The sequence below is a fragment of the Chryseobacterium sp. FR054 genome (assembly GCF_056844565.1).
Genome location: NZ_JBXDSA010000001.1, coordinates 961803 through 982958 on the forward strand (window position 1 = coordinate 961803; position 21156 = coordinate 982958).

Here is a 21156-nt window from a genome sequence, read left to right on the forward strand (position 1 = left end):
GAAAATTTTCTGTACTTTATATCATACACCGTAATAAAAAACAGAAAAGGGCAGCACAGATCAAGATCCGTACTGCCCAAACAAAAGCATTCCTCTGCATTTACCTCCTGCATGATTAATATAATAAAAAATCCCCTTTAATAAAAAAACTCCTAATTTCTATTTTTCACAAGGATCCATCCCGAATAGGCTACCGGGGTCTTAGTATCCGGGTCGGTCCAGGTTATTTCATACCAGTAGGTGCCACTGCTCACCGGAGTTCCGCCAATGGTTCCGTTCCATTTCAGACTGTTATTTTTTTCTGAAGAAAACAAAAGCTGTCCGTATCTGTTGAATATATTGAATTTCAGATCTTTCAGGTAGCTCAGTTCACTGTAATCCAGATCATCATTGATCCCGTCGCTGTTTGGTGTGATTGCATTCACAAGATTAGGTACCGTAATCTGTATCTGTACCGGATCACAGTTGAATGAATCTTTTACATAGAACGTATTCCGTCCCCTCGGAAGATCCGTAAATACATTGGAGTCCTGCCATTGAATTCCGTCCCTGGAATACTGATAAGGCGGCTCTCCACCTTCCACAGTAATGGCTACCGTATTATTTTTAACATCAAGCTTTTTAATCTTCGGGCCTGGTATCGCAATTACTCTCACCTCCTGTCTGGTCTGGCAGCCGTCAGCCGTCAGGATAACCCAGTAACTTCCTACCGGCACATTCTGAATAGCCTGCGTAGTAGCTCCCGTACTCCACAGATAGGAAGTATAACCAGGTCCTGCATCCAGTCTCGTAACTGCCTGAGGGCAGATGTACTGATCCACTAATAATGGTGACGGCTTAGGTGGAATCACATTCAGGGTTACTTTGGCAAAATCAAAACATCCGTTCACAGTAATAACTTTCACATATACCGTTGTATCCGGAGAGACATAGGTAGAAGGAGCCATAATTTCAGCTGTTCCGTTAATTGCATCATTAAGGGTCGGATAATATCTTTTTGTAACAGGATTGGTAGTGGTAACAATTGCTGTCGTGAGATTAAAAGTTCCCCGGCCTGGCTGATTGGGAACAGAACACCCGGAAAGCAGCGCATCTATAACATCCGGTCCGCGATAATACTGAAGCGTAATCTTCGCATTGGCTGTACATCCTTCCACTGTGGTCACTTTCACATAAACCGTGGCAGGTAATGTAGCTGCATAGGCGTTCGCAGGGATAATCTCCGCGGTTCCCGCATTCAGGTCTGCCAGTGTAGGATAATATTTTCTGATGGCCGTAGCTGGTCCGCCCACATTGGCAGAGGTTAGGTCAAAGATTCCTGACCCGTTATTGTTACATGCACTTACCGTAGTATCTGTAAGCACTAAAGGCTGTACGGTAACATTCACTTTTACCTGTTCACAGTCTGTAAATTCCGGATCATTTCCACAGAATTTATACGTGAAGGTATCTGTTGTTGTTCCTGCATTGGCTGTATAAGTCAATATACCTGTGGCAGGGTCTACCGTTAAAGTTCCGTTGGCCGGAGGCGTTATGATCTGTACACTTCCGGGAACAGGAGTCTGCGCTGAACCGGTGAATGCCGGAGTAATCTGTGTAGGCATGCCCGCTCCACAGGCATTTAATGGTTTTACCGTATTTGCCAGACAGGAATATACCTTGTATGGATAAGTGGTGTATACACAGTTTTCATTAGTGATAGATACAGTATAGTTCCCGCCTTGTGTAGGGGTAAAAGTATTAGCATTGGCTCCCGGAATGGGGTTTCCGTTAAGGTTCCACTGATAATGGGCAAAGCCACTTTCAGCCTGCAAAACAATTCCTGGGGCACAATCTCCTGAAACCTTAGTGATCACCGGAACAGAACTGAATCCCGCAAAATAACCTCCATAACCTAAGTTTCCGCTTCCCCCGGCAATTCCTGCAGTAACTGCTTTAGTAGAATTTACGGTAATATTTCCGGCAATATTGGGAATGGAATATGAAACCCAATCGGTGGTTCCCGTTACCGGGAAAGGCCCCTGTGCAGCGGTAGGGCTAACACTGTTTACGGTTACGTTAGCTCCTGCCTGAGTAAGAATATTAAGCTTTACAAAAAGCGGTGGATTAAAAGTAGTGGAATAAGGAAATTCATCAATTTTCCCGATTTCGTCAATCGTTTTAGGTAAAAAACAGTTTAAAGGCGGGATATAATTAAATCCTTCCGTAGCATCATTATCTGCCGTACCGGATAAAAGCTGATAGGTATAAACACTTTTACTTGTCCTGATATACATATTAAGGTGAGAAGGCCCGTTTACTACGTAGTTAGAGGCTCTAACCCTGTAATAACCGCCTTCATTTAATGTAGCAACAGGGGTAGGATTATCATTCAGCCAGACTTTGGTGTCATTTTCTGTGGCTACAATAATGGCTCCTTCAATTTCCGGAAGAAGATTTCCCATTCCTTTGATCAGAACAAATTCATTTCCCAGACGTTCCACAGGAACCGACTGATCCATGATAATATCCTCCCCGTTATAAGGCGGAACAAGCCCGAACTGGCCGCGGAAATTTCCGTTGGTTACCGAAACAGGTTTTGTAGCTTCTATCCTGGCTCCGATAAATCCGTCCTTATTGCCGGGTCTGTTGGCATTTCCGGAAAATATATAAGACTGCCCTTTATTAAGGGTAATCGTAATAGAAGGATGGGTAAGCCCGTTGAAATTATTGGTAAACCATGTGGTCATATTGTACCCTGAAACTTTCACCTGTGTATTGTCTTCAGTAGCCAGGATACCGCAGGTAAAATTCAGCGTATTGGTGTTATTCATCAGTGGAGCATATACCGCGTAAAATTTTGTTCCGATTCCGGCTTTTCCTTTGGAAGTTAAAATTTCACCATGATTAACTTCTGAAAATCTGTAAGTTGCAAAGAACGGGAGATCACCATGAAGATAAAGCCCTCTGGTCTTTACACTCATAGCATCAGCAGGATTCTGTCCCAGCATGAGATTGATAGGAACATCAAACGTCTGAGGGTTTCCTTTACTGATGGTAACGGTTCCTATTACCGCATTATTATTGTAAATGGTAACAGGAAAAGGAACAGTACTGTCCGTAGATAAGTATAAAGCCTGCCTGGGATTTCCGTTGGAAAGGCTTCCCACCATAGGGGCAAACCAATGATCCGTATCCCTCTGCGCCTGAACGGAAAGAGACAAAAGCAGCATAAAAATAAATAAGACCCTTTTCATAGATTATAAGGAGATTTTTAAATTAAGCAACTCATAACAGCTGAATAAACTTTTTGCTGATGATATTGCGATGATTATTAATTATATTTTTTCCGGAGGTTATTCTCTGTTTTTAACCAGGATCCAGCCGGTATATTTAACGTCCGTATTCTGGCGGCCGGGTTCTTTCCATGAGATTTCGTACCAATAGGTTCCGGAAAGGATTTTTTTATTGCTGAATCTTCCGTCCCATGTATAGTTGTTGAAAGCAGTTCCTTTAAAGACATTATTCCCATACCGGTCATACACCGAAAAAGACAAATCTTTTTTGTATCGGAGTTCTGAGTAGGAAACTGAATCATTAATGTTGTCGCCGTTCGGGGTAATCGCGTTGATAATATTGATAACCGTTACCTCTACTGCAACAGGCTCACAGTGATAAGAATCTTTAACATAAAACTTATGCTGCCCGTTTGGAAGATTCGTAAATACGTTGGAGCTCTGCCAATTAACATTATCCGTGGAATAGCTGTAAGGGGGCTTTCCTCCAATCACGGTAAGGGTAGCTTTTTTGTTCTCCAGATCAATATTCCTGATCACCGGATCAGGGGCAGGTATTACAGTTGCTTCGTATTTGCTGAAACAGCCGTTATACCCTACAATCACCCAATATTTTCCGACTCCTGCATTAGAGATCGACTGTGTGGTGGCTCCCGTACTCCATTCATATGACTGAAATCCAGGCCCGGCATCCAGTGTTGTTGTCTCATTAGTGCAGATCACCTTATCAGTAAGCAAAGTTGGAATCTGGGGAGGTACTACCACTTCAAATACAGGGGTGGTTTCAGGAGGACAGTTTCCACTTACTGACACAGTTACTGTATAATTTCCTGCTTTATCCGGAGTATAGGTATTGGAAGTAGCTCCCGGAATAGGATCTCCATTGAAATTCCATTGGTAGGAAACATAGCTGTCGTCCACCTCCAGGATCATTCCCGGAATACAGTTTCCGTTCTTTTTGGCAATAACAGGGATGGAAGAAAATCCTGCAAAATAACCGCCATAGCCTACCGCATCGTCTCCTCCTGCTATTCCCGCAGTCACTGCCTTAGTAGACTGTACTGTAATATTTCCTGTCACATTATTAATAGAATAAGTCTGCCAGTTGGGATTTCCTGTCACGGGATATGGTCCCTGTGTACCTGATAGGGTGACTCCGTTTACAGATACGGAAGCCCCTGTTTCAGTAATGATATTCAGCTTAACTGCAGGAGTGAAAGTGGTATAATAGGGCATAACATCCACCATCCCTATTTCATCTATCTTCTTTGGAAGAAAGCAGCTGAGCGGCGGAATATAGTTGGCTCCGGGCGTAATATCACTCCTCGAGAGCGTTCCGGCCATCAGCTGATAAACATAGATCTTTTTGGTACTTTTTATCCGCATATTATAATGCCCGCTGAAGTTCTGGCTGATATATCCCGTGGAATTGATTCTGTATGATTCCCCTTCATTCAGAACGGCAACCGGAGTAGCCTCGTCATTTAAGAAAACCCTGGTATTATTTTCTGTTGCCACCACAATGGCTCCTTCCGTATTTTCTGCCAGAAGAGCCATTCCTTTCATCAGCACATACTCATCACCCAGACGTTCCACAGGGATCGACTGGTCCATCAGAATATCTCCTCCATTGTTAGATCCTACAATCTGGCCATTGAAATTTCCATTGGTAACTGTTATGGGTTTTGTCGCTTCAATTTTAGCCCCGATAAATCCTGTCTGATTTCCCGGGATATTCCCCAGCCCGTCTATGGTATAGGATTGCCCTTTGTTTAAAGTAAAAGTCATCGAGGGAGTATCGGTTCCGTTGGTTCCGTTAGAAAACTGAACAGAAGGTTTATAACCAGAAACGGTAACCGTAGTATTGTCCTCAGTTGCCAAAATACCACAGGAAAAGTTATATACTGAAGACGACACTGTAATAGGACCATAAGCGGTATAAAATTTCTTACCGATTCCTGCTTTCCCTTTGGAGGTCAGGATTTCAGCATGTGCTTTTACAGAAAATCTGAATGTGCAGAAAAAAGATCTCTCCCCTTTTACATATAATCCTCTGGTTGTTGCCTTAAACAGTTCAGTCTGGGAATCGGCAATCATCAGTTCCATCGGGATATCAAATGACTGAGGATTTCCTTTACTGATCGTTACTGTTCCTATCGCTGTATTGTTGTTGTAAATGGTAACCGTGAAAGGAGCAGTACTGTCTGTTGACAGAAATAGGGCCTGCCTGTCATTACTTCGGTTAAGCCTGGACATCATAGGGGCAAACCAATGTTCGGTATCCCTTTGCGCCCATACAGAAAAGGAAAAAAAGAAAAGTATAAAAAATAATATCGTTTTTTTCATAAGTTTTTACAGATAACATAATTGATGGTGATTAATCCCTGTTTTTAAGCAGAATCCAGCCATTGTATTTAATAACTGCGTTTTGCATACCGGGTTCTTTCCATGAGATTTCATACCAATAGGTTCCGGAAAGCATTTTCTTATTACTGAATTTTCCGTCCCACGTATAGTTGTTGAAAGCTGTTCCTTTAAAAACATTATTTCCGTAGCGGTCATACACTGAAAAAGACAGGTCTTTCTTATAGCCGAGCTCCGAGTAAGAAATCACATCATTGATGTTGTCTCCGTTCGGCGTAATGGCATTGATGATATTGACGGCAGTCATTTCCACTGCTACCGGATCGCAGTTATAGGCATCTTTCACATAAAATTTATGCTGCCCGTTCGGAAGGTTGATAAATATGTTAGAATTCTGCCAGTTGACATGGTCCATAGAATACATATACGGCGGTTTCCCTCCGGTTACAGTAACCGTAGCTTTTTTCTGCTCTATATCAATATTCCTGATCACCGGTTTCGGTGCTGATTTTACAGATACTTCATACTTGCTGAAGCAGCCGTTATTTCCCAGAATAACCCAATAGTTCCCGATTCCTGCATTGGAGATGGATGGTGTAGTGGCTCCTGTGCTCCATTCATAGGACTGATAGCCCGGTCCTGCATCCAGTGTTGTGGTGCCATCGGCACAGATTATTTTATCCGTAAGCATAGAAGGAGGCAGAAGAGGCATCGTCACTTCAAATACAGGAGTGGTGGCAGGAGGACAGCTTCCCCCCGCGGATACTGTTACCGTATAATTTCCTGCTTTCGTTGGAGAATAGGTATTGGCCGTTGCCCCCGGAATAGGGTTTCCGTTGAAATTCCACTGATAGGAGGCATAGCTGTCATCCACTTCCAGAATCATTCCCGGAATACAGTTTCCGTTCTTTTTCGCGATAACAGGAACAGAGGAAAATCCTGCAAAATAACCGCCATAGCCAACATTACCTTCTCCTGCCGCTATTCCTGCGGTTACCGCTTTGGTAGAATGCACGGTAATATTCCCTGTCACGTTATTGACTGAATAGGTCTGCCAGTTCGGATTTCCTGTCACGGGATACGGTCCCTGGACTCCCGATAAGGTTACTCCGTTTACAGATACAGAAGCACCTGTTTCGGTAATGATATTCAGTTTCACATTGGGAGTAATGGCTGTGTAATAAGGCAATACATCAATCATTCCTATTTCATCAATCTTTTTGGGAAGAAAACAGTTTAAAGGCGGAATGTAGTTGGCCCCTATTGTAATTTCAACCCATGAAGACTGCGCACCGGCCATTAATTGATAAACATATATATTTTTGGTACTGCGGATCCTCATATTGTAATGTCCACTGAAGTTCTGGCTGATGTAAGCGGTTGATTCTATCCTGTAAAACTGACCTTCTTCCAGTACAGCAACAGGATTGGTTTCATCGTTCAGGTAGACCTGTGTATTATTTTCTGTCGCCACTACAATGGCTCCTTCCACATTGGCGGCTATCGGGGCCATTCCTTTTACCAGAACGAATTCGTTACCCAGGCGTTCCACAGGAATAGACTGGTCCATTAAAATATCATTCCCGTTATTGGAATTGACGATCTGTCCGTTAAAATTACCGTTGGTAACCGTCACTGGCTTATCAGATTCAATTTTTGCCCCCATAAATCCCGTCTGATTTCCGGCTTCATTTCCGATACCTTCAATGATATAGGACTGGCCTTTGTTTAGTGTAAAGGTCATCACCGGATTGCTCGTTCCGCTTGTTCCGTTAGAAAATTTAACGGATGTCTTATAATTGGATACTGTTACCCTGGTATTGTCTTCAGTAGCCAGGATACCGCAGCTAAAATTATTATTTGTAGAAGAAACAGCAATAGGACCGTATGCCACATAAAATTTAGTACCGGTTCCTGCTTTTCCTTTTGAAGTAAGGATCTCACCATGATTTCTGGTTGAAAATCTGAAGGTGCAGAAAAAAGGCTTATCTCCTTTTACATAAAGCCCTTTGCTTGTGGCTGTAAACAGTTTATCCGGAGAATCAGCGATCATCATACTCACAGGAATATTGAAAGACTGCGGATTTCCTTTACTGATGGTTACCGTTCCAACAACAGTATTGTTATTATAAATGGTTACCGGAAAAGGAACAGCAGAGTCAGTAGATAAAAACAGTGCCTGTTCATTATTGCTGCTGTTAGGTCTGGCCATCATAGGGGCAAACCAGTGCTCGGTATCTCTTTGCGAAAAAAGATCATTACTGGCAAAGAGAAGCAGTAAAAAGCCTAAAAAAAGCTTCTTTGAGCAGGTAAGCCATTGTTTTGTATGGTGGGGTATTTTTTTAGGGATCATTAGAATACTTTTGTTTTATAATAGAAAAGAGGGATAGCTTTCCATCATTTTTCCTGATGTTATCAGAATACATACTGTCCCCTGATAACCAGGATAAAAATCTGCCATGAAAGCGGTAAAAAGGATGAGTCCGAGGCTTGTCATGGCAGAGACAACATATTATTTTTTTACAGCTTTTACGGTTTTTGAGGTGCCATCCTTCATGATTAACCTGATCATGTACACCCCGGAATTAAGTTCCTGTAATGAAATTGCTTTTTCAGGAGACTTCACTTCTTTCACAGTCCTTCCCGAAGTATCATACACCGAAACAGACTGCGGTTCCATGTCTCCGGAAATGGTAATAACATCTGTAAACGGATTAGGATAAACACTAATATCATTTTTCGTCATTATTTCATTCACTCCCAAAGAAACAGTAGGTGCCCAGGATACATCATCATAATAATAGATTACGTTCCCACCTTCGGCAAAGGTTGTAAATATGGCCAGTCTTGCATTGGCGGGAACCGTATTGGGAACCGCTACCCCATACTCGCTTGCTCCCGCATAGGAAGTATTGGTAATATTGAGATCCTGAATGAGTACAAATGAGTTAATATCCGCTGGGTTTGTTACATACCCCACTTTTATTTTACCGGTAGCCGCACTGCAGTACGCTCTGAATTTCAGAGAGTGGGTTCCTGCATTAATATTGCTCAATTCAGGTAAAACAGCCATGGAAGATCCTGTAACCGGTCTCTGGAACACCTGTTTGGTTCCGGAATACCCTCCGCTATACGCATCTACATTTGAACTTCCGCTTCCGGTGGTCAGTCTGCCCCAACAAGGTACATTGGCAATTGATCCGTTAGTGTAAGCTTCAAAATTTTCAAAAAGAGATGTTTTCGGAGCGCACAGCGTAAGTACGGATGCAATATTTGACCAGGTACTCTGATCTGTACTGCTGCACCTTGATCTTACCCAGATATAATAGGTTGTGGCAGAATTCAGTCCCTGCAAGGTGTAAGGATTTGCAGTTATTCCTGTTACACCGGGAGTTGTTGTTGTTGATGGAGGTGTATTATCTGTACTGTAATAAATATCATATCCTGAAGCAGGAGCAGGCACAACAGCTGTCCATGAGATATCTGCTCCTGAACTGGTTGCGTTGGATAAAACAATATTCCCCGGAGTAAAGCAGCTTGGTTTTGGCTCCCAATACACATTATCCCAATATATGATGGTATTAGGTACTCCTCCGTGTCTTATGGCCAGCCTTGCATTGGCAGGCACCGTATTGGGTACCACCACTGAATATTCATAACCGTCCATAGTGGTATTCGTCATCGTGACAGACTGTATATTTACAAAAGACGATGCATCCGTATCATTGGTAACATACCCTACATCCAGCGTTCCGGTTCCGCTGCTTACTTTAGCTCTGAACCTCAGCCAGTGGGTTCCTGCATTTACATTACTGAATGCGGGAAGAACTGCAATAACGGTATTGGCTGCCCCATTGGCATATTGATACATTCCTTTTGAACTGTTCACGCCAACCGTATTGGTAACGGATTGTGTACCGTTTCCTAAGATAATCTTATCCCAGCAGTCCAGAATGTAAAGAGTTCCGGTGGTTGCGCTTTCAAAATCCTGAAACATAGACGTAACAGGATTACATTTCGTTTTAAATGTTCCTCTTAAAGACCATGCACTTTTATTGGACGTTCCGCAAACAGATCTTACGTAGTAATAATAGGTAGTAAATGCATCTAATCCACTGATAGAAGCAGAAGTTGCTGTACTCGTTCCTGAAGCTGGAGTAGAAGCATCAGGAGCCGTTGCAGAAGAGGTATAATAATATTCGTAACCATTTCCGGGTGCTGTGGAAGGAGCTGTCCATGAAATAGAAGCCGTACTCGTTGTTATATTATTTGACGTAAGAGAAGAAGGCACAAAGCAGGCTGGAGCTGAAGGTTCAATTTTCAAGCTGAAATCTACAAAGTTGCCATTGTTACCGGCATTAGGACCGCAGGGGTTAGGAGAAGCAGTAAGCGTTGTTCCGGTCTGTACTCTTATCCTGTAAATTCCCGGTTCCTGGGCTGGCGGAACAAAAAACTGGTCGTCAATGGTTGAAAAACCAGATACTCCTATCGGATTTTCATAAAAATCATTAAAATCTCCATTGCTGTTCCAGTCTACCCAGACAAGGGCTTTGGTTCCGCTTCCTGCAAAATCCAGATGTACCTTCACCGTACTTCCGGGATATGACGTTACGGTATGGCTTGCGGAATTGTCCACATAAGTCTGGTAGGCTGCCGCCTCATAATACAGTGCTCCCTGATCCGAAAAAACTGCATTTTTAAGATAGTAGGTGGAGTTTGTCCCTCCACTGGTTGGAGTACAGTACGTCTGTGCATTCAGTGATAAAAACGGAAGAAGTAAAATCATCCAAAATAACAGGTAATGTTTTCTCATGTTTTATTTTGTTTTTGTTGTTAGTCTGTACCCTCTGAAGATTAAAAGGATGGAATTGTCATAGAAAATGACCGGATCTGTCCAAAAGCGGTGAAAAAAGCTCCACCGCTTTGTGATGACAGACAACCTATTTACTTTTTAACCGCTTTTATGGTTTTGGAAGTTCCGTTCTTCATCATTAATCTGATCATGTACATTCCTGAATTAAGCTCATGTAATGAAACCGTTCTGTCAGAAGGCTGTACTTCTTTTATCTTCTTCCCTGAAGCATCAAATACGGAAACAGACTGTAATGGTAATTCTCCTGAGATCGTAACAGTATCTGTGAACGGATTAGGATAAATAACAATATCGTTCTTTGCCGCTATTTCATTTACTCCTAAAGAAACAGTAGGCGCCCAGGATATATCATCCCAGTAATAAATCACATTCCCTCCTTCTGCAAATGTTGTGAATATGGCAAGTCTAGCCGTGGCAGGAACTGTATTGGGAACAGCAACTGCATATTCGCTGGTTCCGGCAGCAGGGTTATAAGAAGTATTGGTAATATTCAAATCCTGAATCAAAACAAAAGAATTAATATCTGCAGGATTGGTTACATATCCAACTTTTATCTTACCTGTGTTTACGCTGCAGTACGCTCTGAATTTTAATGAATGTGTTCCTGCATTGATGTTGCTTAACTCAGGCAAAACTGCCATAGAAGATCCCGTAAGAGGTCTCTGCATAATATGTTTTGTACCTGAATAAGCACCTGTTCCGTTGACATTTACACTTCCTGATCCGGTAACCAGCCTGCCCCAACATGGCGCATTGGTGATAAGACCGGTATTATAAGACTCGAAATTTTCAAAAAGTGATGTTTTTGGAGCACAAAGTGTTAAAGCAGAAACCACGTTCGTCCATGCACTCTGGTCTGCAGTGCTGCATCTTGCTCTTACCCAGAAATAATAGGTTGTTGCAGAATTAAGGCCCTGTAATGTATAAGGATTTGCTGTTACTCCGGTTACATTCGGCGTTGCATCTGCAGCCGGAGGTGTGCTGCTCGTGCTGTAATAAATATCATATCCTGATGCGGGAGCAGGTGTTGAAGCGGTCCAGCCAATATTAACAGAGGCACTGGTAACATTGGATAAAACAACATTAGATGGAGCCATACAGGTAGGCTTAGGTTCCCAGTAAACATTATCCACATAATAACTGTTGGATGGTGTACCTCCATGTCTTATAGCCAGTCTTGCATTGGCAGGAACCGTATTAGGAATCACTACCGAATATTCATAACCGTCAAATGTACTGCTGACAATATTTACGGATTGAATGTTCACAAACGAAGATGCGTCTGTATCATTGGTTACATAGCCAATATCTAAAGGCCCCTGTGTAGACCCTGCATACCTGGCTTTAAATCTCAGCCAGTGGGTACCCGCGTTCACATTGCTGAATGCCGGAAGAATAGCGATAACTGTATTGGCTGCCCCATTAGCAGTCTGATACATTGCTTTTGAGCTATTAATTCCACTACCCGCACTAACAGCCTGATAACCATTACCTAATACAATTTTATCCCAACAGTCTAAATTATAAAGAGTTCCCGTTGTTGCATTTTCAAAATCTTCAAACATATAGGTTACAGGATTACATTTCGTTTTAAATGTTCCTCTTAAAGACCATGCGCTTTTATTGGATGCTCCACAAACGGATCTCACGTAGTAATAGTAAGTAGTAAACGGATCTAATCCGCTGATAGGAGCAGAAGTTGCCGTGCTTGATCCTGAAACGGTGACAGAAGCATCCGGAACCGTAGCAGAAGAGGTATAATAATATTCGTAACCGTTTGCCGGTGGTGTGGCCGGAGCTGTCCAGGCAATAGAAGCCGTATTCGTTGTGATATTACTTGAAGTAAGACCAGAAGGTACAAAACAGGTTGGAGCAGCTTCGATTTTTAAGCTGAAATCTGCAAAGTTTCCATTATTGCCGGCATTAGGGCCACATGGACTGGATGAAGTATTAAGGTTTGTTCCGGTCTGTACCCTTATTCTGTAAATTCCCGGAGCCTGAGCCGGAGGAATAAAGAACTGATCATCTACAACGGAATAAGGCGATGTTCCCAGCGGATTTTCATAAAAATCATTAAAATCTCCGTTGCCATTCCAGTCTACCCATACCAGTGATTTGGTTCCACCTCCTGCGAATTCCAGGTGTACTTTCACTGTTCCTCCGGGATAAGAGGTCACGATATGGCTGGCAGAATGGTCTGTATAAGCCTGATAGGCAGCTGCATCATAGTAAAAGGCCCCCTGATCTGAAAAAACAGCATTTTTCAGGTAATACGTGGAGTTTGTTCCTCCGGTAGCCGGGATACAGTACGTCTGTGCATTCAGCTGTAAAAACGGAAGAAGTAAAGTCATCCATAATAGGTAATGCTTTCTCATTTTTAATTTTTTTAGAGTTAAGAATGTATTGTTGTATTGAAGAATTTATGATCATCAATAAGGATCTTATTCATCTTATTCACCCGGATTCTGTTATCTTAAAAGTAACAGGAGGACATTAAGCTCCGGACTTTATTTATTTATCAAACCCATTAATGAAACATCATTATTTTTTTTAACTATAACACCAAATAAGTATGATAATTTCATTAAAATCCTCAGATAAGTCTACTATTTTCAATCAACATAAAGGTTTAAACAATATTAGCGTTATATTTGCCCTTTATAAAGGAATACGTTTGCATAATTCATTCATTTTACAAGAATTAAAAACATAAAATATTGCAAACCAATAAGTTAACAAACAACGGTTAAAAAAGGCAAATGCCAGGAATGTCAAAGGAAAACAGGCAGAAAAGAGATATTCTGCTGCAGAAAAGACGGAAAAATAATATCCTGATATTATTTTTCATATTATTGTTACCTATTTTTACATACGGGCAAGCCGGTCCTGATTTCAGCATTTCGACGGATAAAGCTTTTCATAAATTATATCAGAATCCTGAAGACTGTATCAGCTATTCACAAAGTATTTTAATCAGTGATAAAAATCCGGAGCATAAAATGATTCTCAGAAAAATCATTTCTCAGGCTTATGCTATGCAGGGAAATTATGTTCAGGCTGTCAACATCTCCAATCAGAAGGAAGATGATCATCAGAGCGAGGCCCTCTCCCACTTTATCCGGCTGTTTGGGGATTATAACCTGGCCGACCAATACCAGAATCTGGGATTATATGGCCAGTCTGAAAAAATTATTACCAGAGTTCTGGCCGACCGTGAGCTTTTAAAAAGCCAGCATCAGAAAGAAAGGATGACGATTGCCAAACTGTTTCAACTCCAGGCTATCAATTCGGGAGTGACGCGTAAGTATGAAACGGCTCTGGAGTATCTTGATCAAAGCGACCGGTATCTGGACGGCAATAATGAGGAGAACCGGATTATAAGACAGGAAAACACCATCTTCCGGGCCACCTTTCTGATGAAGCTCAACAGGCTGGAAGAGTCGAAAAAACTGCTGGATCATAGCATACAGGATATTGAAAATAATGGAAATGATGTTTTTCTTGCGGCGTTTGCCTATGAAAGCATATCCCGTTATTTTTTTCTGAAAGAAGATTATACAGCCGCTGTGAAATACCTTGATGAAGGTTTTTCGAAAATTAAAGACCTGCCTTATCACGATATGAAGGTCATTTTTTATGATCTGTATGCCAAAAATTATCTGGCTCTGAATAATGATGAAAAATACCATTATTACAATAATCTTTATACAGAGCTGAAAACAAAGATTGATTCCAGCAAAAAAGAAGGAATACAGTATATTGTAAAGCTGGTTGAAACCTATCATCATAAAGACATTGAATTTCAGAGACAGAATAAACTCAGCCAGTTCAAGGGTATTACTGCCATTACTCTGTTCTTTATCATAGCTGCCGTTGCTTATTTTTTATACGAATCCGGAAGAAGTAAAGATCTGAAAAAGCAACTGGGATTTTTTGAAAAGCTGAGAGAAAAGGAAAATGCAATACCGGCCCAGGCCCACAGCCCTGAAACCGGAAGCGGGAAGGTGAATAAAAGCCGGGAAAAAGATTCTCCCAAGATCTCAAAAGAAAAGGAAGACGAAATTCTTCAAAAACTGAAAGAATGGGAGCAAACGGATAACTATCTGAACAAGAATATGTCTATTTCGGCTCTTTCTGCTCAGACCGGGATCAATACGAAATATCTTTCAGAAGTTATTAACAGTCATAAAGAGAAGAACTTCAACAGCTACATTAATGAACTGAGAATCAACCATATTGCACATTTATTAAAGACCGATCCCGCTTATCTTAATTATAAGGTAAGCTATCTTGCGGAACATTCGGGATTTTCTTCACATGGTGCCTTTACCAATGTTTTTAAATCCATAACAGGCATGTCTCCGAATACCTATATCCAGGAAATCATTAAAAATAAAAGATCATGAAACTAACGACGAGAATTTTTCTGTTGATGCTTCTTTTTTGCCAGGCTCTTCTTTTTGGGCAGGCCATTTCCGATGATTCCCTGATAAAAAAGGCCAATCAGGAGATCTACAATAACCCGGATAATGCGATCAGTATAGGGAAAAAACTGCTTCAAAAAGAGAAAGATGTCAACAGATCCATCAAAATATATCTTTTGCTGTCTACTGCAGAAATTGCCAAAAGAAATTTTGATGCATCACTCCATTATATCCTGGAAGCCAGGGAACTGGTGCGGAAAACAAATGATCTCAAGGTACAGACTACCTTCTTTATTTCGGCCGCCATTCAGTTTCAGCAAATGGAACTGTACAGTAAAAGTCTTGAAACACTGGATGAAGCGGACGAATACCTGGCCAGGCTTCCTGAGGGTCTCTCTTTTAAATATTTTGAAACGGCCAGAAGCTATGCCCTGCGGGGAATGATCTATAAAAGCCAGTCGAATCCTGAAATTGCCCTTCAGGAATTCTTGATTGCCGTCAGGAATTTTGAAAAGGTAAAAGATAAGAAGACCACCTTTTTCAACCAGAGTATCATGTATTATAATATCGGATACTGCTACCTCAACCTGGATCAGCCTGAAAAAGCAGAATCTGCCTTTATGAGATCGATGGATTTCGCAGGTCTGATCAAAGCCAAAAGTCTGGAAGCCTTTGCCTTAAAGGGGCTGGCTGAAGTACACAAGCAGAAACATGAAAATCAGGCAGCACTTGAACTCCTTCTCAAAGCTCAGAAATTGGGAGAAGAATCAGGTGATCTTACTCTAAACGAAGGAATTTACAAAGAAATGGCGGATAATTATCTGGCTATGGGAGAGCAGGATCAATATCAGACTTACAGCAGAAAGTATATTGATACCCGTTTTAAGAGAGAACAGAGTGAACTCAATTCTATTAATCATGCTATTGATGCCCATACCATAGACACAGAAAAAAAGAACACTGAAGTCATCTCTCATTATAATTACCTTATCGGAACCTCGGTAATAACAGGGTTGATAATTCTCAGTCTGCTTTCTGTAATGATTTTAAAAATAAGAAAACGTAATAAAAACCATCAGAAAGAGATTCAGAAACTCCTCAGATCTTAAAATATCGAGAATTTAAATTTTCTGTCTTCTTTTAAAGCTGTTCCACGATCTGTTCTTCCGTTTTATCTTTCAGTTCAATCTGCCTGTCCGGGATCAGTTTATTGGGCTGAATATTTCCGGCGGGTCTGATCCATTCTTTCACACCGAAAAAAAACTCCAGTTTTGTATTGGGAGTTTTAAAGCTGATGAGTTCTCCAAAATGATTGGGATGTCCTTTTTCCGGAATTTCCCCCACCACTTCTGCCAGTTTGTTATCCAGAACAACTGCTCCGAACATCATGGCACTTGAAAATGTATTTTTACCTACCACAACATAGGTTTTCCCGCTAAATCGGAGTGCATTTGCAGAAGGCTTTACGGATCGTGACTTTATGGGATAATAATCTCCGTCCTTTAATTTTTCATATTCTGCCGGCAGTTTATTATCTGTTCTTAAATAATCTGCATATTCCCGGCTCTTTTTCCATCTGCCCTGATAAGTGTTGTACGTTTTATCCGAAAAATAAGTAATCAGCAGATTACCGATCCCGGAATTACCGCCTGAATTTTCGTGAACATCAATCACCAGTTTTTTTACCCCGTCTTTTCTGATCTGCGTAAAGAGGCTGTCGAATTTTATCTTCCAGCCTTCCATTGGGAAAGATCTTTTTTCATTGAAGGTATTCACGGTAAGATAACCGAAATCCTTAATTTTTTTATAGGTCACCGGTCCAGACTTTTTCTGCTCAGGCTTCTGATCTTTTGAGGCATTAGCCTTCAGCTGTTCCAGTGAGATACTTTTAACTACGGTCTGAAGTCCGCCTGCAAATTTTAAATTGTAGTTATCTGTAATAAAATAGCAGAATTTATTGATCATGATCCAGAACCGGTCAACAACGATCGGAATCCTTTCTTCTTTTGCTCCCGGAACTGTTGATGCACAGTTTTTCAAAACCTCCGCTATGGGCATATCGTTCAGTGAGACCAGTTCATCACCGATGTTCAGCCGACTGTCCGAATAGTTTTCTGTAAGGATCATTTTCCCGTTATCGTAGGCAAACTTCAGGGGAAGTACTTTCATCGCATTTTTCATACTGTCGGTCACGCAGTAATCAGAAATTCCACTGTGCTCATCATTGAGTGTGACTATCAGGGGCCTGGCTGCGAAATAAAAATCTTTCTGGGTCATTCCGTCCTTTAAGGCATTCCGGATTCCCTTATATTTTTTCTCAAATTCATCTTTTGAGATTTCTGTAAATGGGCTTACGTGAGCATTTATGATCTTTTCCCTCATAAAATCTATATCCTGTTCCAGCTGTTGCTTCGTAAATGTATGATGGTAAAATTCATTACAGGTTTTTTGGGCAAAAATCAGTTGTGTTATAAAAAACACCAATAGGTTTAGCATCAGTTTCATCCGGAGAATAATTTTACAGGATGAGTAGAACTTCAATTCCGTTTTGTTACAGGGTCTTTTCATCCTGCCGGTTAGGAAGTGCCCGGACTGCACAGATGTCCGGCCCTGAATACAATCTGACTTTGCAGTAAAAGCTTGAATTCAGGATAAAAGCAGGTTTGAAAGTGTTTTGGAGGTCATCAGACCATAGAAGTTTTAAAACTCCATATTAAAATCTATAAGATTCAGTCCCATCCATAAAATCAGCGTCATCCGCAAAAGCAGAGAGAAATCCCTGCAAACACCCATGTATTCTGTGTATTCTTCAGGAAAATCAATTGGTATGAACAGGAGAACCTCTATTTTCTGGGAACGCAAAATTTCAGCTTCTTTGTTCATATTTCAGGAAGTTAAGGATAAAATAAACTCCGTTGATTTGATGAAGCGATGGTAATCAGAGACCTGACATGTTTTCATGTTGCCTGTTTCTGTGCCAAAATCCTGTTTTTAAGCCTGGAAGAAGGTTTTTCAATAAAAAATCTATAAAATAATCCTCCCGCCAGACAGGCTGACAGACCAATCAAAAGGCTTAGATTATCTGAGGTCTGAATTCCCTGCTTTTCAAGAAGAAACTGTACCATATGAATGATTCCCTTATGTGAAAGATAAACGGCATAAGACAGCCCGGCCAGCTGTGTCGTGATATAAGATTCTGTCCTGAACAGGAATGAAGTTTCCGAAACTGCTGCCATAACTATAATGCCATAGCTCAACGCAACGAATGTAAATCCAAATACAGATGCTTTTTGCGAAACCTGATCCCTGCAAAACCAGAATGAGAAGCTTAACAGTAGTATTCCCAATACAAAAAGCAGATTTCCGTTACGGTGAATGATCCGCTTAACCCCTTCTGAATAATTCATCAGAAAACCAGCGAGAACTCCTACCGCCAGCCCATCCAGCCGGGTATGGGTGGGATAATAGATATTCATATACCAGCTTTTCCAGAAATCCTCCGAATCCATAAACGGAGCAGTGTACATCTGCCAGGCCACAGCTCTTGCCGCCAGGGAAAAAACAATAAGCAGCATACACAGCGGCACCATATACCTGAATATTCCCGTTTTTACAGTAATCAGCAGCAGGATAGGAAGAAAAAAGTAGAACTGCTCTTCAATACACAGGGACCATGCATGGGAAAATGTTCCCCGGCTGATGACATCCAGACCATAGTTCTGGGTAAACGTCATGAATTTCCAGAAAGAAGGCAAGGCTTCTCTTTCCCTGAAAAAAGGAATACAGAAATACAGGAAAAGGGTAAAAAGATAAGGCGGAATAATCCTGAAGAAACGCCTGGTGAAGAATATTTTGAAGCTGATCTTTCCCTTCACTCCTATTTCCCTGAACAGCTGCCCGGATATGAGAAATCCGCTGAGTACAAAAAAAAGATCAACCCCTGTCCACCCGAACTGCCCAACCGTATCTATCCATCCGGGATGCTTAAATGCACGGTAATGATACATGAGCACCAGCACGATTGCCAATGCCCGCAGATGATCCAATCCATGAAGTTTGCCTGATAAGTTTTCCGCTACCATTTTTTACTGCAAATATGAGTCTGTATAAACGGTATTTTTAACAGGTATTGCAGATAACCGTTTGTGAGAGGCAGACGGCAGGAAATGTGGTACGGATAGCTTCGGACTCCCCTGCACAATCTTAAACGTCCGGGTTTTATAACAGGCACGGAAAACGAACTCAACCTGAAAGACAGCCGGTTATTTTTAACCTTTGCTTAATCCATGCTCCGACTGATTTAACTAATCTTTCTTTTGGTGATCTATAAATCAGATTTAAACTTTGCCCCATGAAAATTAAAAGTATACTTTCCATTTCCGCTGTTTGTATTATTATTTCATGCAGTCATAGATCCCTGTTTCCTGAAGCTCCTTGCCATTATACTTATACTGATAAGCATTCTGAGTAGTAACCGTATAATTATGCAGCAATCCAAACGGGTAATAATCATTCACCTCTACAATTTCTCCAGGTCTCCAGTCCATATAACAAACATTTCCGGCCGGAGATTCTGTACATTTCATTGCCTGGTATTTTCTGGGCTGAATGATTCTGTATAGCTTATCTACAACTTTCCTTGACTTAGATTGTAATCTCACACCGCTGCAAAAACGATGGATTTGTTTTTATCTGCCGACACGAGCGAGACGCTCGCGCGAGCAGAGGGGCAAATGATAATTATAATAAATCATATAGATATCCTTCTAGGCTAAATCTCTGTAACACTTGTATAGATATTAAAATATAAAAACTTATACCAAAAACCATACTTACTGGTAATATTAAAAAATAACACCAAGTAGGCAAATATTGTTTATTATTCTTGTTTCTATTTAATATAGCATTTAATGTTACTTTGTTATAATATTTTTTAAATATCACAATAAAAATAACCATAACGTAAATTATATATAAAAATTTTACAATATTTACATCTAATCCTTTAAATAAATCAATACATAAACCATAAATTGGCGCTAATAAAAACATATAAATAAATGTGATGTATAAACAGCTTACAAATGTAGCTGGATAATCTTTATTCAAATAGGCAATATAAACTCTATAAAAAATATTTTCTTCTATCTTTCTCATTTCTTTGACCAATCTATTAATGCTCCGTCATCTTTATCATAATTTTCTTCAATATAATTGTCCAAGTGATCACCTGTTGATTGGCCAGTAACTCCTTTAGTTATCATATCTGCACCAAAAAAAACACCTCCAACAACCCAACCCCATCCTGGGACGAAACTCACTCCTGTTACAGCAGCATCTAAAATATTAGATGCTTTTATTTGTTTACTATCAACCACATCATAAATTATTACAGCTCCTGCAACAGCTCCTCCAGCAACTCCGATTCCTTTCATTGCCTTTGGAATTTTTGTTCTATACCAACTACTCGTACTTCCAGAGATTTTTATACCTGTAGTTGTTTTAATAAATTTTTTAGCATCCCATACAAGCTTACTTTTTTGAGCTGTTGACATCCCTTTCCATGTAGTATTTTCAAATAATGAGATATCCGTTGTCGTAAGATCAAATGCATCTTTCTGAGTATATGGAGCTTTAGTAACTAAAACAGACTCAACAACCCCATCATTATCATGCGTATCTGAAGCTGTAAGATCAGAATCATTACCCTTTGCATAAGATACCATATTATCCCTATCATTTATTGCATAGCTGCCGTCTTTTTGCTTCTTTATTGATCCGTGTAAATTATGTTCTCTTCGATACTGTCTAGCTTCTTTTCTACTCTCGAATAAACCTTTAGGATCGATATATCTTAGTGGATTATCATAAGCATATCTATAAGGAGTCCAGCCTGGAGCCAATTCCGAAAGAGGATCAGATGATGACCATCTACCCAGATCTGGCATATATTGTCTAAAACCATAATCATACATTCCCGTCTCCTGCAACTCATTTCCGTTGTACTTGTACTGATAAGCATTCTGCGTAGTAACCGTATAATTATGCAGCAATCCAAACGGGTAATAATTATTCATTTCTACAATTTCTCCAGGTCTACAGTCCATATAACAAACATTTCCGGCCGGAGATTCTGTACATTTCATTGCCTGGTATTTTCTGGGCTGAATGATTCTGTATAGCTTATCTACAATTTTCCTTGACTTAGATTGCAATCTCA

The 21156-nt window shown here is 40.7% G+C and carries 13 protein-coding genes; 2 read left to right on the plus strand and 11 right to left on the minus strand.

Annotated elements, in window-relative coordinates:
* Positions 1-152 precede the first annotated feature (152 nt).
* The 5 genes from AC106S_RS04610 to AC106S_RS04630 form a co-directional block, all read right to left on the minus strand.
* Positions 153-3236 (minus strand): T9SS type B sorting domain-containing protein, encoded by a 3084-nt coding sequence (locus tag AC106S_RS04610; RefSeq protein WP_482437962.1) that lies wholly within the window; start codon positions 3234-3236, stop codon positions 153-155.
* Between the two features lie 99 nt (positions 3237-3335).
* The gene (locus AC106S_RS04615; protein ID WP_482437963.1) at positions 3336-5621 is read right to left on the minus strand and encodes a T9SS type B sorting domain-containing protein; all 2286 of its coding nucleotides are present in this window, start codon (positions 5619-5621) and stop codon (positions 3336-3338) included.
* Between the two features lie 31 nt (positions 5622-5652).
* Positions 5653-7992, minus strand: a complete 2340-nt coding sequence (locus AC106S_RS04620) for a T9SS type B sorting domain-containing protein (RefSeq protein WP_482437964.1) — start codon at positions 7990-7992, stop codon at positions 5653-5655.
* A 159-nt stretch (positions 7993-8151) separates the two neighbouring features.
* Complete coding sequence (locus AC106S_RS04625) at positions 8152-10452, minus strand: fibronectin type III domain-containing protein (RefSeq protein WP_482437965.1); 2301 nt, start codon at positions 10450-10452, stop codon at positions 8152-8154.
* 131 nt (positions 10453-10583) lie between these two features.
* Positions 10584-12887: a fibronectin type III domain-containing protein gene (locus AC106S_RS04630; protein ID WP_482437966.1), complete on the minus strand. Its 2304-nt coding sequence runs from the start codon at positions 12885-12887 to the stop codon at positions 10584-10586.
* Positions 12888-13280: 393 nt separating this feature from the next.
* Between AC106S_RS04630 and AC106S_RS04635 the strand changes: the two genes are divergently transcribed.
* Both AC106S_RS04635 and AC106S_RS04640 read left to right on the plus strand, forming a co-directional pair.
* On the plus strand, positions 13281-14918 hold the full coding sequence (locus AC106S_RS04635; RefSeq protein ID WP_482437967.1) for a helix-turn-helix domain-containing protein: 1638 nt from the start codon (positions 13281-13283) through the stop codon (positions 14916-14918).
* On the plus strand, positions 14915-16045 hold the full coding sequence (locus AC106S_RS04640) for a tetratricopeptide repeat protein (protein WP_482437968.1): 1131 nt from the start codon (positions 14915-14917) through the stop codon (positions 16043-16045). Before AC106S_RS04635 ends, AC106S_RS04640 begins: the two co-directional genes overlap by 4 nt.
* Before the next feature lie 31 nt (positions 16046-16076).
* Here AC106S_RS04640 and AC106S_RS04645 read toward each other — a convergent pair whose 3' ends face one another.
* The 6 genes from AC106S_RS04645 to AC106S_RS04670 form a co-directional block, all read right to left on the minus strand.
* A complete protein-coding gene (locus tag AC106S_RS04645) occupies positions 16077-17441 on the minus strand; it encodes a S41 family peptidase (protein ID WP_482437969.1) in 1365 nt (454 codons plus the stop codon).
* A gap of 195 nt (positions 17442-17636) precedes the next feature.
* Complete coding sequence (locus tag AC106S_RS04650; protein ID WP_482437970.1) at positions 17637-17819, minus strand: hypothetical protein; 183 nt, start codon at positions 17817-17819, stop codon at positions 17637-17639.
* A gap of 74 nt (positions 17820-17893) precedes the next feature.
* The gene (locus AC106S_RS04655; protein ID WP_482437971.1) at positions 17894-19018 is read right to left on the minus strand and encodes an acyltransferase family protein; all 1125 of its coding nucleotides are present in this window, start codon (positions 19016-19018) and stop codon (positions 17894-17896) included.
* Between the two features lie 312 nt (positions 19019-19330).
* Positions 19331-19522, minus strand: coding sequence for a hypothetical protein (locus AC106S_RS04660; protein ID WP_482438424.1), 192 nt, complete (start codon positions 19520-19522; stop codon positions 19331-19333).
* 154 nt (positions 19523-19676) lie between these two features.
* Complete coding sequence (locus AC106S_RS04665; protein ID WP_482437972.1) at positions 19677-20093, minus strand: hypothetical protein; 417 nt, start codon at positions 20091-20093, stop codon at positions 19677-19679.
* Positions 20090-21082, minus strand: coding sequence for an RHS repeat-associated core domain-containing protein (locus tag AC106S_RS04670; protein WP_482437973.1), 993 nt, complete (start codon positions 21080-21082; stop codon positions 20090-20092). The genes AC106S_RS04665 and AC106S_RS04670 overlap by 4 nt, the downstream gene beginning before the upstream one ends.
* Between the last annotated feature and the right edge of the window lie 74 nt (positions 21083-21156).